The organism is Methylobacterium sp. E-016 (assembly GCF_022829745.1).
Lineage (GTDB): Bacteria > Pseudomonadota > Alphaproteobacteria > Rhizobiales > Beijerinckiaceae > Methylobacterium.
Genome location: NZ_JAKSYF010000078.1, coordinates 152,314 through 166,313 on the forward strand (window position 1 = coordinate 152,314; position 14,000 = coordinate 166,313).

Here is a 14,000-nt window from a genome sequence, read left to right on the forward strand (position 1 = left end):
CGATATTCCGGCTGAGCTTGCAGCCTGAAACAACCGGAAGGTGTTGCCGACAAGAAAGACCGCAACGCGCTCGACGACCTCGATGCGTCCCGAAGTTCGTCAATGGGCGGCGCGAGCACGCAGTCGTGTCCTGCTAAAAGTCGCGGTGGATCAAATTTTAAGCCTCGCCTGCCAAGCTAAAAGTCATGTCGCGCGCCGCGGGGTACTGACGATGACGATGTTCAACCAGAAGATGAGCGCCCTGATCGATGCGATCGATCGGTCTCAGGCGCGGATCGTTTTCGGCCTCGACGGGCGGATCATCGACGCGAACGCGAACTTCCTGACCCTGTTCGGGTATACGCTTTCGGAGATTCGAGGCGCGCATCACGGGATCTTGATGGAGCGCAGCGAGCGCGAGAGCGCGGCCTACCGCGCCTTCTGGGAAGCCCTGGCCCGCGGCGAGACCCAGGCCCGCTCGTTCAAGCGCGTGGCGAAGGACGGTCGCGAGATCTGGCTGCAGGCATCCTACAATCCCGTGCTCGATCGGCGGGGCCAGCCGGTGCAGATCGTGAAGCTCGCCACCGACATCACCGCCGAGACCATGGCCGCCGCGACCAGCCAGGGCCAGATCGACGCAATCAACCGCTCCCAGGCCGTGATCCACTTCACCCTCGACGGGACCGTCACCGACGCGAACGCGAACTTCCTCACGACGATGGGCTACCGGCTCGACGAGATCAAAGGCCGCCACCATCGGATCTTCGTCGACGCGGGCGAGGCCGATTCCCCGGCCTACGCCGCGTTCTGGAAGGCGCTGGCCGGAGGCACCTTCCAGGCGGGCGAGTTCCGCCGGATGGGCAAGGGCGGCAACGAGGTCTGGATCCACGGCGCCTACAACCCGATCCTCGATCGCGACGGCCGCCCCTTCGCGGTCGTGAAGTTCGCCACCGACGTGACCGCCCAGGTGCACGAGCGCCGCCGCCGCGCCGAAGGCCAGCGCCTGATCGAGGTCGACCTCGGCCACATCATGCAGGAGATGTCGGGGGTGAGCCGGCAGTCGACGGAGACCGCGCGCGCGGCCGCCGAGACCTCCGGCAACGTCCAGGCGGTCGCCGCCGGCGCCGAGGAGTTCTCGACCTCGATCGAGGAGCTGACGCGGCACGCGATCGACGCCAAGACGGCCTCCGACGAGGCGGTCGGCCGCTCCGACGAGGCGCGCACCATCATCTCCGGGCTCACCGCCTCGGCCGAGCGGATCGGCAGCGTGATCACCACGATCCGCACCATCGCCGACCAGACCAACCTGCTGGCGCTCAACGCGACGATCGAGGCCGCGCGCGCCGGGCAGGCCGGCCGCGGGTTCGCCGTCGTCGCCGCCGAGGTCAAGGCGCTGGCGACGCAATCCTCGCGCGCGACCGAGGAAATCGGCAAGCAGGTCACGGCCGTCCAGGAGGCGACCGCGGAGGCGGTGCGGGCGATCGAGCTGGTCGGGCAGACGATCGGGCAGGTCAGCCACATCTCGCTCAGCGTCTCCTCGGCGGTGACGCAGCAGGCGGCGGTGACGCGCGACATGTCGGTCAACATGCAGAACGCGGCCGAGAGCGTCCAGCGCGTACGGCTGAACATGGACGGGATCGCGGAAGCCTCGCGGACGGTGGACGGCCGCGTCCAGGCGGTGGCCGAGGCGGCGCGGGCCCTCGGCTGACGGAAAGCGGCCTACTCGGCCGCCTCGGAGTCGCGCGCCGACGGCATCGTCGGCGCGACGATCGGGAAGCTGCAGCTGACGTAGGTGCCGGCCCCGGGCCGCGAATCGAGCGACACCCGGCCGCCGTGCAGCTCGACGAAGGAGCGCACGATCGACAGGCCGAGGCCGACGCCGCGGTGGCGGGTGCCCAGCGTGTGGCTCTCGAAGCGGTCGAACACGTGGGCGGCGATCTCCGGCGGCATGCCGCGGCCCTGGTCGCGCACGCTGAGCACGAGGTCGCCCGCATTCCGCCGCGCCCGAACGGTGATGCTCTGGCCCGCGCTGGAGAAGCCGACCGCGTTCGACATCAGGTTGAACAGGATCTGGCGCACGCGCTTGCCGTCGACGAACACGCTGCCGATGTCGTTGGGCACGTCGAGGACGAGGTTCAGGTCGGATTCCGCGAGGCGGTCCTCGATGCCGAGTAGGGCCGCCTCGACGGTCGCCTGGACGTCGACGGTCTCGCGCTGGAGCTCGAGCGAGCCGGCATCGATCGAGGCGAGGTCGAGGATGTCGTTGATGATCACCAGCAGCGCCCCCGACGAGCGCATGATGTGTTCGGAATACTCGCGCTGGCGCGCGTTGAGGGCGCCGACCGTCTCGTCGCCGAGCAGCTGGGTGAAGCCGATGATGTTGGTCAGCGGCGAGCGCAGCTCGTAGGAGACGTGGTGGACGAAGGTGTCGCGCAGCTGCGCCGCCTTCTCCAGCGCGTCGTTCTTCTCGGTCAGCGCCCGCTCGACGTTCACGCTCGCGGTCACGTCGATCAGGGTGATCAGCGTCGCGCCCTCGGGCAGGGGCTGGGCGGCGCAGTCGAGCACGGTGCCGTCGACCATCTCGAGCTTGCAGGCGAGGCCGGTGCGGGACTCGAGCCCGACCACCGCGTCGCGGATGTCGAGCCAGGGCTCGTCGGCCGGCGCCAGCACGCGGCACGCCTCGATCACCGCCTCGACGTGCGGACGCGCCTCCAGCGTCTCGGGGTCGAGGCGCCAAGCGGTGGCGAAGGCGCGGTTGGCGAAGGTGAGGCGGCCGTCGGCGCCGAAGACCGCCACGGGCTCCTTGAGGGTGTCCAGCGTCTCGGCCTGCACCCGCATCAGCGCGTTGTAGCGGGATTCGAGCTTCATCCGGTCCGAGACGTCGTCGAACAGGTAGGTGAGGCCGCCCTGCGGGTTCGGCTCGGCCAGCACGCGCAGCGTGCGGCCGTCGGGCAGGTACCACCAGGCGGGGTTCGCCTCGGCCGAGCGGTAGGCCGCGAGCACGCCCTGCTTCCAGCTGCGGAAGTCGACATGCTCCTCCAGCTTCCGCTGGGCGCGGAGATGGTCGAGGATCTCGCCGTCGAGCGGGCGCCCGTCGAGGAAGCCCTGGTCGAGCTCCCAGAGCTGGCGGTAGGCGGCGTTGTGGAAGATCAGGCGCTGCCCGGCATCGAACATCGCCACCGCGGTCGGCAGCTGGTCGAGGGTGCGCACGTTCGCATCCATCTGGCGCTGCAGGTCGGCGCGGACGCTCTCGAGCTCGGAGACGTCGACCGCGATCCCGACCCGCCCGCCCTCCAGGGCGGTCTCGGTGACGTCGAGGATGCGGCGGCCGCCGGCCACCACCGCCGACAGGCGCATCGCGGCGCGCTGGCCGGCGGGGCGGCGCTGGCCGTCCTCGCGGGCGATCATCTCGCGGGCCGGGCGGTCGAGCAGCTCGATCCCGGCCTGGATCGCGGATTCGCGGTTCGCCGCCTCGACCGCGGCGACGTAGGCGGTGTTGACCCAGGCGAGGCCGCCCTCGCGGTTGCGCCGCCAGACCGGCTGCGGGATCGCGTCGAGCAGGCCGGCCAGCGCCGACAGGCCGCGGCGGGCATCCTCGAGGGTCTCGCGCAGCTCCGAGATCTGGCGGCGATCCTCGGTGGTCTCGCGCAGGCGCAGCAGGACGCGCCCGGCCACCGCTTGGCCCTGCGCCTCGATGCTGCGGCCTGACTGGCTGCGCAGGGTGGTGCGGAAGCTCGTGCCCCGGATGCGCAGGGCCTCGACCGCGGTCTCGATCGCCTCGGCGTCGGTCGGCACCAGCCACGTGCCGAAGGCGAGGATGCGGCGGGCGGAGCCGATCGCGGGGCGCGTGCCGTCGAAGGCCAGCCCGACGTCGCCCTCGACCACCGGCTCGCTGCGCCCGTCCCAGGTCACGATGATCTGGCGCTCGGCGGCGAGCAGCATCTCGGCGCGGTCGTGGGCGCCGCTGAGCGCGTCGAGGGCCGCGGCCTGCTCGCGCTCCCGCCGGGTCCAGCGCGAGCGCTCGCTCAGGTAGAGCAGGGCGACGATGGTGGCGAAGGCGACGAGGCCGCCGAAGATCGCGGCGGCCGCGACGTTGTGCATGTGCGAGCCGAATCCCCAGGCCGGAAAATCGGCGCCCGCCGCGAGGGACGGAGCCGGGAGGCCGGTCGCGGTGGCGAAGAGAGCGCCGGCCCCGGCGATGCGCCGTGCCGCCCGATCGACCTCCATGATCCGTCCCGTCTCCCAAAACCGCCGGTCGGACCGACGCGAACGAATGCGTGGCGCATGCGGCGCCGGTTCCCCGCGCCCCGTTTCGGGGGGAGGGGAGACGCGACGACCTGACGACCTGCCGAACCGGGGGCAGTCTAACGCGTCGGGGATTTGCGCCGGAAGCGGAATTAGCTTGGCCGTAACCGTGGGTCGGCAGGTCGCGTGCGAACGACACACAGAAGACACAGTCCGGCCGGGCGGTGGTGCCTTGACAAACGAAGAGGGCCCGGCGCAACCGCCGGGCCCTCCTGTCTCGCATCGGTCCTGCCCGGCGCGTCTCCGCGCCGAGGGTCTCAGTAGCGGTAGTGGTCGGGCTTGAACGGGCCGTTCTCGGAAACGCCGATATAGGCGGCCTGGTCGGGGCGGAGCTTCGAGAGCTTCACGCCGATCTTCTCGAGGTGGAGCAGCGCGACCTTCTCGTCGAGCGCCTTCGGCAGGGTGTAGACCTGCTTCTCGTACTTGCCCGGGTTGGTCCAGAGCTCGATCTGGGCCAGCGTCTGGTTGGTGAACGAGGCCGACATCACGAAGGACGGGTGGCCGGTGGCGTTGCCGAGGTTCACCAGGCGGCCTTCCGACAGCAGGATGATGCGGTGGCCGTCGGCGAAGGTGATCTCGTCGACCTGCGGCTTGATGTTCGACCACTTGAGGTTCTTCAGGCCGGCGACCTGGATCTCGTTGTCGAAGTGGCCGATGTTGCAGACGATCGCCCGGTCCTTCATCGCCCGCATGTGGTCGAGGGTGATGATGTCCTTGTTGCCGGTGGCGGTGACGAAGATGTCGGCGCGGGGCGCCGCGTCTTCCATCGTCACGACCTCGTAGCCTTCCATCGCAGCCTGGAGCGCGCAGATCGGATCGACTTCCGAGACCAGCACGCGGCAGCCGGCATGGCGCAGCGACGAGGCCGAACCCTTGCCGACGTCGCCGAAGCCGGCGACCATCGCGACCTTGCCGGCCATCATCACGTCGGTGCCGCGGCGGATGCCGTCCACCAGCGACTCGCGGCAACCGTAGAGGTTGTCGAACTTCGACTTGGTGACCGCGTCATTCACGTTGATCGCCGGGAAGAGCAGCTTGCCCTCCTTGGCGAGGTTGTAGAGGCGGTGGACGCCGGTGGTGGTCTCCTCCGAGACGCCCTTGATCGCGTCGGCGAGACCGGCGAACCAGCCCTTCGGCTTCTCGGCGAGCTTCTTCTTCAGGAGCGCGAAGAAGATCTCCTCCTCCTCCGACTCGGGCTTGTCGAGGAAGGCGGTGTCGCCGTTCTCGGCGCGCAGGCCCAGGTGGACGAACATGGTGGCGTCGCCGCCGTCGTCGAGGATCATGTTCGGCGTTCCGCCGCCATGCCAGTCGAACAGCTTCGAGGTGTAGTCCCAGTACTCCTCGAGGGTCTCGCCCTTGATGGCGAAGACCGGGATGCCGGCGGCGGCGATCGCCGCGGCGGCGTGGTCCTGGGTCGAGTAGATGTTGCACGAGACCCAGCGGATGTCGGCGCCGAGAGCCTTGAGCGTCTCGATCAGCACCGCGGTCTGGATCGTCATGTGCAGTGAGCCGGCGATCTTGGCGCCCTTGAGCGGCTGCGACGGGCCGTATTCCTCGCGGGTGGCCATCAGGCCCGGCATCTCGGTCTCGGCGATCGAGATCTCCTTGCGGCCGTACTCGGCCAGGCCGATGTCCTTGACGATGTAATCCTGGGCCATTTCGCTTCGCTCCGTGTCGCGGGTTGCCTCTCGCCGAGGCATCTAGCAGAGCGCCGGATACGAAGCAATCAAGACATAAAGATGTCTTTATGCGTTTTCGAACGGCTCCAGGCAGCCGGGCCGGCGGCTCAGCTCTTGAGGCGGTAGCCGGTGCGGAAGATCCAGGCGACGAGTCCGAGGCAGACCGCCAGGAACAGGCCGGTCATCGCCAGGCTGATGCCGATGGCGACGTCGGCCGTGCCGAAGAAGGCCCAGCGAAACCCGCTGATCAGGTAGACCACCGGGTTCGCCAGGCTGACGGTGCGCCAGAACGGCGGCAGCATCTCGATCGCGTAGAAGCTGCCGCCGAGGAAGGTCAGCGGCGTCACGACGAGGAGCGGCACCAGCTGCAGCTTCTCGAAGCCGTCGGCCCACAGGCCGATGACGAAGCCGAACAGGCTGAACGTCACCGCCGTCAGCACCAGGAAGGCCATCATCCATACCGGGTGCTCGATGTGCAGCGGCACGAACAGCGCGGCGGTCGCGAGGATGATCAGCCCGATCAGGATCGACTTCGAGGCCGCCGCCCCGACATAGCCGAGCACCACCTCGACCGGCGAGATCGGCGCCGAGAGGATCTCGTAGATCGTGCCGGCGAAGCGCGGGAAGTAGATGCCGAACGAGGCGTTGGCGATGCTCTGGGTCAGCAGCGCGAGCATCACAAGTCCCGGCACGATGAACAGGCCGTAGGGCACGCCGTCCACGGTGCTCATCCGCGAGCCGATCGCCGCGCCGAACACCACGAAGTAGAGCGAGGTGGAGATCACCGGCGCCAGGATACTCTGCATCGCCGTGCGCCAGAAGCGGCTCATCTCGAACCGGTAGATCGCGCGGATGGCCGGCCAGTTCATCGGTTTGCCTCTCGATGCCGACGCCCCGGGCGGCGACGCGCGTTCGCGCCTGCCGGCAGCCGGGGGATGGATGGTTCGGACCTCGCCGCGGCCGCGGTCATGCGCGTTCCCTGACGAGATCGACGAAGATGTCCTCGAGCGACGACTGGCTGGTGCGCAGGTCGCTGAACCGGATGCCGGCCGCGCCGAGATCGGTGAGCAGGCCGGTGATGCCGGTGCGCTCGCCCTTGGCATCGTAGGTGTAGACCAGCTCCTGCCCGCCCGGGCCGAGCTCGAGGCCGCGGTCGGCGAGATCCGCCGGCAGCGCGGCGAGGGGGGCCAGCAACTGGAGGGTGAGCTGCTTGCGCCCGAGCTTGCGCATCAGCTCGGCCTTCTCCTCCACGAGGATGATCTCGCCCTTGCGGATCACGCCGATCCGGTCGGCCATCTCCTCGGCCTCCTCGATGTAGTGCGTGGTCAGGATCACGGTGACGCCCTGCTCGCGCAGGCGCCGCACCATGCGCCACATGTCCTGGCGCAGCTCCACGTCGACGCCCGCCGAGGGCTCGTCGAGGAACAGGACCTTGGGCTCGTGCGACAGCGCCTTGGCGATGAGCACCCGGCGCTTCATGCCGCCCGACAGGGTCATCAGCCGTGAATCGCGCTTCTCCCACAGGGAGAGGTCGCGCAGCACCCGCTCGATATGGCCGGGATCCTTCTTCAGGCCGAACAGGCCGCGGGTGAAGCTCACCGTGTTCCACACGCTCTCGAACGCGTCGGTGGTGAGTTCCTGCGGCACAAGCCCGATCGCCTTGCGCGCGCCGCGATAGCCCGAGGCGATGTCGTGCCCGTCGACCGTCACGGTGCCGGTGCTCGGCGTGACGATGCCGCAGACGATGTTGATCAGGGTCGACTTGCCGGCGCCGTTCGGCCCGAGCAGAGCGAAGATCTCGCCGCGCGCGATCGCGAGGTTCACGGTCTTCAGCGCCGACAGGCCCGAGGCGTAGGTCTTTGACAGATTGTCGATGGAGATGATCGGCGACATCGCAGTCCGTGGAGGATGGCCCGACCTGCACGGCGAGGACGGTGTGCCCTATAGCATCTGTCGGTTGAGCAGCAGGCCGACCACCGCGTGGCCGACGCGGGCGGTGTCGAATGGCACCTCCTGCAGCTCCGATTCTCGAGGCGACGACATCGAGCGAGCGGCGATCCGCGTCACTCCCGTTTCGTGGACCGGATCCATCTTTCGGGCAGCGTCGCCCACCGTGCCCTCCTTCCCCCCTGAAGCGGAGGAGAGGAGGCGCACGCCTTCCCCGACATTCTTGCGAAATAGATCGACGCAGTCGCCGGGTGGAAGAGGGCACCAGCGCCATCATCGGCGATGGACCGCTTCGGTCTCCGGCACGTGAGCGAGGCGAGCGAAGGCACGCGCACGAAAAAGCCGCCCGGAGGCGGCTTGATCGGTCGGTCCTGCCCGGAAGGGTCAGGCTCGCATGCGGGTGCGGATCTCGCCGAGGCTCGAACGCACCAGCGCCTGGGCGGCCTCGCCCTGCATGCGCTCGCGCAGGATCGTCTCGGAGACCTTCACCGCGGCGTCGGCCGCTGCGGCACGGACCTCGGCCTGGGCCTTGGCCTCGGCCTGGGCGATCTTGGTCTCGGCCGACTTGGTGCGGTGGGCGATGAAGTCGTCGAGGCGCTGGCGGCCCTCGGCGGCGGCACGCTCGGCCTCGTCGCGGGCGCTCGCGATGATGGTCTCGGCTTCGCGCTCCGCTTCCGCGCGGCGGCGCTTGTAGTCGGCCAGCACGGCGGCCGCCTCCTCGCGCAGGCGCTTGGCCTCGTCGAGCTCGTGGCGCACGCGGACGGCGCGGCCGTCGAGGCCCTTGGTCACGATCCCGAAGCCGCCGACCTTCCAGACGATCGCCATGAAGACGAGGAAGGCGACCGCGACCCAGAATTCCGCTGTCATCAACATGGTCGGTTCTTCCGTCTCAGTGCGCGGTCGCGGTGGAATCGAGGGCGCGGTCGAGGCTGGCCTGGTCCGGCGCCTGGCCCGTCAGCCGCTCGACGATCGCGGAGGCGGTCTCGCTGGCGATGGCGCGGACGTTGCCCATGGCTTCCTGCGTCCGGCTCTGGATCGTCGCCTCGGAGGCTGCGATCTTCTGATTGAGCTCGGCCTCGAGCGCCTTGCGCTTGGTCTCGGCGGCGGCGGCGAGCTCGGTGCGGGTGCCCTGCGCGATCTCGCGGGCCTTGCCCTGCGCGTCGCGCAGCGATTTGGCGTAGGCCTCGCCGGCGGCGTCGGCTTCCGTCTTCATCGCCTGCGCCTGGTCGAGGTCGGCGGCGAGGCGCGCGGAGCGGTCGTGGAGAATGCCCTGGATGCGCGGGAGCGCGATGTTGGCCATCAGCCAGTAGAGCAGGCCGAAGGCGAGGGCGAGCCAGATCAGCTGCGCCAGGAAGGTGTGGGTCTCGAAGGGCGGGAACGCGGCGGCGTGCGCCGGCTCCGCGGCACCGGCCGGGACCATGTGGACGTCGGAACCGGCGGGCGGTGTGGTGAGGGAATTCGGCTGCGCCATGGCCCCGTCCGTATGACCTTGAAAGACGATGGAGCGCTCGCGCGAGGGGCGGAGCGCTCACTGGTGATCGGCCGCCGCGACCTCGAACGGCGCGGCGGCGGTGTCGGCGTCGATCAGACGGCGAACAGCAGGAGCAGGGCGATCAGCAGCGAGAAGATGCCGAGCGCTTCCGTCAGCGCGAAGCCGAGGAGCAGCGTGGCGCGCTGGCCGTCGGCGGCCGAGGGGTTGCGAAGGGCGCCTGCCAGGAACTGGCCGAACAGGTTGCCGAGGCCGATGCCCGCGCCGGCCATGCCGAGGCAGGCGAGGCCGGCGCCGATGTACTTCGCAGCGACGGGATCCATAGAAAACTCCTGAAGTGTCTTGAGAGTGCGTCGTTTGCCGCGGGTGGAGCCGGCCTGTTCAGTGGCCGGGGTGAAGCGCGTCGTTGAGGTAGATCGCCGTCAGCGTCGCGAAGACGTAGGCCTGAAGCGCCGCAACGAGGAATTCGAGAGCCGTCAGCGCGATCGTCAGGAACAGCGGGAGGGGCGATAGCACGCTCCATGCGCCTGCGGAAAGCAGCCCGACGACGAAGAACGCGAAGATCTTCATCGCGATGTGACCGGCGAGCACGTTCGCGAACAGACGCACCGACAGGCTGATCGGCCGCGAGATGAACGAGATCACCTCGATCGGCACGAGGAGGGCCAGCAGCGGCTTGGGCACGCCCTGCGGCACGAACAGGCCGAAGAAGTGCGCGCCGTGCTTCATCACGCCGTAGATCACCACGACCGAGATCACCAGGGCGGCGAGGCCGAAGGTGATGACGAGGTGGCTGGTCACCGCGAAGGCGTAGGGGATCATGCCGAACAGGTTGAGGATCAGCACGAACATGAACAGCGAGAACACCAGCGGCATGAAGCGCTTGCCGCCGTCGCCGGTGGCCTGGTGCAGGGTGTCGGCGATGAACTCGTAGAAGATCTCGGCCAGCGACTGCATCCGGCCCGGCACGACCGAGCGGCTGGAGGTGGCGACGATCGTCAGGAGCGCGATGACGCCGACGGCGGCGAACATGTAGAGCGCCGACTGGGTGAACGCGAGTTCCTGATGGCCGAGATGCCCGAAGGGCAGGATCGACTTGAGCTCGAACTGATGGATCGGATCCGGTCGCAAGGCGACGGAGTGCCCCGGGTCGATGCTGGCCGCCATGCCGTCTTCCGCCCTCACGTCTCGTTGCCGGCGGCCCGCATGGCCGAACCGGATCGATGGTCACAAAACACCGGTCGCCCTCACGGATCCCGCGGGGTGTCCCGTCCGGAACGGGCGCCGGCGAAGCCGGATGCCCGCATCACGTTGAAGACGCCAGCGACGAAGCCCAGCATCAGAAGTACGATCAGACCCCAGGGTTTCGTCCCGAGCATCCGATCGAAGATCCAGCCGAGCACCCCTCCCGCGATCACGCCGGCGACGAACTCCGTGGAGAGCGTCATGGCCTGCCCGAGGGAGGACGGACTTCCGGACGAACCCGAACGCGACGAATGAGCGGGAGGGGCCGGGGGCCGCTTCCGTTCGATCTGCGTCTCGAGGCGTCGGAGCCTCGCTGAGAGTTCACTGTCGGGCGGCGTGGGCCGTCCGGTCTCTCCCTCGTCCCTTGCGTCGTTGCCGCTCAAAGCGAGAACTCACATCGGCGAGAGGAACGGAACCGGGCGGATTGCCTCCTTCGAGCGCGGCGCACCTTAGTTTCGGCGCCCCGGGGTGTCAAGGCTCGAAAGGTCGAGCTTAAGGCATTCCAGGCGTTGAGAAAATTACGCTCGGGGCCGTGCGCGTGCGCAGCGTCGCGCGAGACCCGCCCGGAACCCTCACGCACCGAGGATCGGCTTGATGATCTTCTCGATTCCGTCGACCGTCATCTCGCCGGTGTAGCGCTCGCCGTTGATGAAGAAGGTCGGCGTCGAATCGACCTTGAACGTCTCGAGGCCGCGCTGCTTCACGCCGTTGACCGCCGCGTAGAGCTTCTGGTCCTTGAGGCAGGCCTCGAACTTCTCCTTCGAGAACCCGGCCTGCTTGAGCATCTGCTCCAGGGCGTCGACCGGCTTCGGGGTGAAGGCCCAGGCCGGCTGCTGGTCGAACAGCAGGTCGGTGATCGGGTAGTACTTCGCCTCGCCGTCGCAGCGCGCCAGCATGAAGGCGGCGGTGGCGAGCGGATCGAGCGGAAACTCGCGCAGCGTGAACCGGACCTTGCCGGTGTCGATGTAGCGCTCCTTGAGCGTCGGATAGGTCATCTTGTGGAAGGCGGCGCAGTGCGAGCAGGTCATCGAGGCGTACTCGATGATCGTCACCTTCGCGTCCTTCGGCCCGAGCCAGACGTCGCCGAGCGGGCCCGGCTGCATCAGGCCGTCGACCGGCACGCTCTCGGCGAGCGCCGCCATCGACAGCTTGGGGAGGATGAGGGCGGCGCCGATGGCGAGGCCCGTGGCTTTCAAAGCGTCGCGCCGGGTGATCATGGCCGTGGCTGCCTCCGCGTTCCGTCCTGTCGTCTTGTTGAGAGTGCGGTAACGGCGCGGGCGCATCGTGGCAAGGCGCCTAGCGCTTCGCCGACGTCGCGACGACGGCGAGCCCGAGCCGGTCGAGGGCGTCGCGCAGGCCGTCGTGCTCGATCGTCGAGACCGCCTGCGCGATCTCGCCGCGCCGCGCCGGGTCGACGGTCGCCTCCGGCGGGCGCCGGGCGCTGCGGCCGACCCGGTCCTGCTGCAGCACGATCCGGCCGACGCAGGCCCAGCCGTAATGGGCGTTGATGCGCTGGATCACCACCGGCGCGAGGTGCTGCAGCTCGATCGCGAACACGCCCTCGACCCGCACCACCAGCGTCCCCGAATCGGGCGCGTCGTCCGTCCGGCGCTTGCGCTTGGGCCATTCGAGCTTCGAGGGCCGGCAGAATCGTGCCAGCCGCTCCCCGACGATGTCGGGCCAGGCGGCGAGGATGTCGGTCGAGGCGAAGCCCTGCGCCGCGAAGGCCGGGCCGATGCAGCCCTCGATCAGTTCCGCCAGCGGTTTGACGCGCGCCATGTTCTTGGGACATCCCGCCGGTTGCGGACGCGAGGATAGCGCAAGGCCGGCGGCAAAGGGAGCGCTTTCGGCGGAGAGCCCGGGCCGCTATGCCTGCCGGCGATGCCCGCGTCCGAACCCTTTCCGAAGGCCGCCGACCTGCTGGTCTGGTACGACCGGCACCGCCGCGTGCTGCCGTGGCGGGCGCTGCCCGGCGAGCGGCCCGATCCCTACCGGGTCTGGCTCTCCGAGGTGATGCTGCAGCAGACCACGATCGCGGCGGTGAAGCCCTACTTCGCGACCTTCCTCGCCCGCTTCCCCGACGTCGACGCCCTGGCCGCGGCGCCGGAGGAGGCGGTGATGTCGGCCTGGGCCGGGCTCGGCTACTATTCCCGGGCGCGCAACCTCCACGCCTGCGCCAGGGCGGTGGCCGCGGCCGGGCGCTTCCCCGACACCCTCGACGGGCTGCGCAAGCTCCCCGGCATCGGCGCCTACACGGCCGGCGCGGTCGCGGCGATCGCCTTCGACCGCCCGGAAGCGGCGGTCGACGGCAACGTCGAGCGGGTGATGACGCGGCTCTACGCGATCGAGGCGCCGCTGCCCGGCGCCCGGCCCGAGATCCGGCGCGTGACGCAAGGGCTGGTGCCGCTCGACCGGCCCGGCGATTTCGCGCAGGCCGTGATGGATCTTGGCGCCACCATCTGCACGCCGAAGCGCCCGGCCTGCGCGCTCTGCCCGTGGATGGCGCCCTGCCGCGCCCGCGCTGCAGGCAACCCTGAGACTTACCCGCGCAAGCTCAAGGCCGTGAAGGGCTCCCTGCGGCGCGGCGCGGCCTTCGTCGTCGTCCGCTCCGGCGACGAGGCCGTCCTGCTGCGCACCCGGCCGCCGGAAGGCCTGCTCGGCAGCATGGCCGAGCCGCCGATGAGCGCATGGGCACCGGACTACGACCCCGCAGGCGCGCTCCTCGACGCGCCCCTCGACGCGCGCTGGAAACGGCTGCCGGGCCTTGTGCGGCACGGCTTCACGCATTTCCCGCTGGAGCTGACCGTGTTCCTCGCCCGCGTCGCGCTGTCGACGCAGGCGCCGGCCGGGATGCGCTTCACGCCGCGGCGCGACCTCGACGCGGAGCCGCTGCCCGGCGTGATGAGGAAGGTGCTGGCCCACGCCTTCGATCCAAAGCCGGAATCCGAGGCGAAGCCCCGCGGCCGGCCGAAGCGCGATCCGCCGCCGATGCCGATGCTGGCGGTCTGGGAAGCGCCCGAGACGGTCGCGGACCCGCCGCGCTTCCGCCCGGTGCCGAAGCCGACGCCGCGCATCGTCGAGCCGCTGCCGCCGACGGATGAGATGTTCGAAGGGGAGCCGGAGGTGGTGCCGCCCCCCCGCAAGCCGGCGCGGAAGGCGACGCGGAAACGCTGACGGCGCGCACGCATTCCCTCCGCCGCACTTAAGTCGGGCCTGCCCGACTTGGGCACACGAGGTGCGGATCTCGGGCAAGCCCGCGATCCGTCGGGGGGGAGGGGGCGCGGTTCTAGCCCGCCGCCCCCATCACCGCGCGGAGCTTCGCGCGATAGGTGTCGATCACCACCAGCTTGCCGGCG

Annotated in this window: 14 protein-coding genes; 2 read left to right on the forward strand and 12 right to left on the reverse strand. The window is 69.6% G+C overall.

All coding sequences use genetic code 11. From position 1 onward, the window contains the following. Window positions 1-211: 211 nt before the first annotated feature. A complete protein-coding gene (locus tag MKK68_RS08890) occupies window positions 212-1,687 on the forward strand; it encodes a PAS domain S-box protein (RefSeq protein WP_244029915.1) in 1,476 nt (491 codons plus the stop codon). A gap of 11 nt (window positions 1,688-1,698) precedes the next feature. Here the strand turns inward: MKK68_RS08890 and MKK68_RS08895 are convergent, their stop codons facing one another. The 12 genes from MKK68_RS08895 to MKK68_RS08950 form a co-directional block, all read right to left on the reverse strand. After that, window positions 1,699-4,206: a PAS domain-containing sensor histidine kinase gene (locus MKK68_RS08895; RefSeq protein WP_244029917.1), complete on the reverse strand. Its 2,508-nt coding sequence runs from the start codon at window positions 4,204-4,206 to the stop codon at window positions 1,699-1,701. Window positions 4,207-4,541: 335 nt separating this feature from the next. Beyond that, a complete protein-coding gene (gene ahcY, locus MKK68_RS08900) occupies window positions 4,542-5,942 on the reverse strand; it encodes an adenosylhomocysteinase (protein ID WP_147727175.1) in 1,401 nt (466 codons plus the stop codon). A gap of 128 nt (window positions 5,943-6,070) precedes the next feature. Then, the gene (locus MKK68_RS08905) at window positions 6,071-6,832 is read right to left on the reverse strand and encodes an ABC transporter permease (protein ID WP_147727174.1); all 762 of its coding nucleotides are present in this window, start codon (window positions 6,830-6,832) and stop codon (window positions 6,071-6,073) included. A 97-nt stretch (window positions 6,833-6,929) separates the two neighbouring features. Further along, a complete protein-coding gene (locus tag MKK68_RS08910; RefSeq protein WP_147727173.1) occupies window positions 6,930-7,856 on the reverse strand; it encodes an ABC transporter ATP-binding protein in 927 nt (308 codons plus the stop codon). A 48-nt stretch (window positions 7,857-7,904) separates the two neighbouring features. After that, on the reverse strand, window positions 7,905-8,075 hold the full coding sequence (locus MKK68_RS08915; RefSeq protein ID WP_244029919.1) for a hypothetical protein: 171 nt from the start codon (window positions 8,073-8,075) through the stop codon (window positions 7,905-7,907). Between the two features lie 219 nt (window positions 8,076-8,294). Then, complete coding sequence (locus MKK68_RS08920) at window positions 8,295-8,780, reverse strand: ATP F0F1 synthase subunit B (protein WP_244029938.1); 486 nt, start codon at window positions 8,778-8,780, stop codon at window positions 8,295-8,297. 19 nt (window positions 8,781-8,799) lie between these two features. After that, window positions 8,800-9,381: a F0F1 ATP synthase subunit B' gene (locus MKK68_RS08925; protein ID WP_147727171.1), complete on the reverse strand. Its 582-nt coding sequence runs from the start codon at window positions 9,379-9,381 to the stop codon at window positions 8,800-8,802. Between the two features lie 113 nt (window positions 9,382-9,494). Then, a complete protein-coding gene (locus MKK68_RS08930) occupies window positions 9,495-9,722 on the reverse strand; it encodes a F0F1 ATP synthase subunit C (RefSeq protein ID WP_007566773.1) in 228 nt (75 codons plus the stop codon). Window positions 9,723-9,780: 58 nt separating this feature from the next. Further along, window positions 9,781-10,566 (reverse strand): F0F1 ATP synthase subunit A, encoded by a 786-nt coding sequence (locus tag MKK68_RS08935; protein WP_147727170.1) that lies wholly within the window; start codon window positions 10,564-10,566, stop codon window positions 9,781-9,783. Window positions 10,567-10,646: 80 nt separating this feature from the next. Continuing rightward, complete coding sequence (locus MKK68_RS08940) at window positions 10,647-11,027, reverse strand: AtpZ/AtpI family protein (RefSeq protein WP_147727169.1); 381 nt, start codon at window positions 11,025-11,027, stop codon at window positions 10,647-10,649. Window positions 11,028-11,216: 189 nt separating this feature from the next. After that, window positions 11,217-11,861, reverse strand: a complete 645-nt coding sequence (locus MKK68_RS08945; RefSeq protein ID WP_147727168.1) for a DsbA family protein — start codon at window positions 11,859-11,861, stop codon at window positions 11,217-11,219. Between the two features lie 79 nt (window positions 11,862-11,940). Further along, window positions 11,941-12,423: a DUF721 domain-containing protein gene (locus tag MKK68_RS08950; RefSeq protein ID WP_147727167.1), complete on the reverse strand. Its 483-nt coding sequence runs from the start codon at window positions 12,421-12,423 to the stop codon at window positions 11,941-11,943. Between the two features lie 102 nt (window positions 12,424-12,525). Between MKK68_RS08950 and mutY the strand changes: the two genes are divergently transcribed. Continuing rightward, window positions 12,526-13,818: an A/G-specific adenine glycosylase gene (gene mutY, locus MKK68_RS08955; RefSeq protein ID WP_244029921.1), complete on the forward strand. Its 1,293-nt coding sequence runs from the start codon at window positions 12,526-12,528 to the stop codon at window positions 13,816-13,818. The last annotated feature ends 182 nt before the right edge of the window (window positions 13,819-14,000 follow it).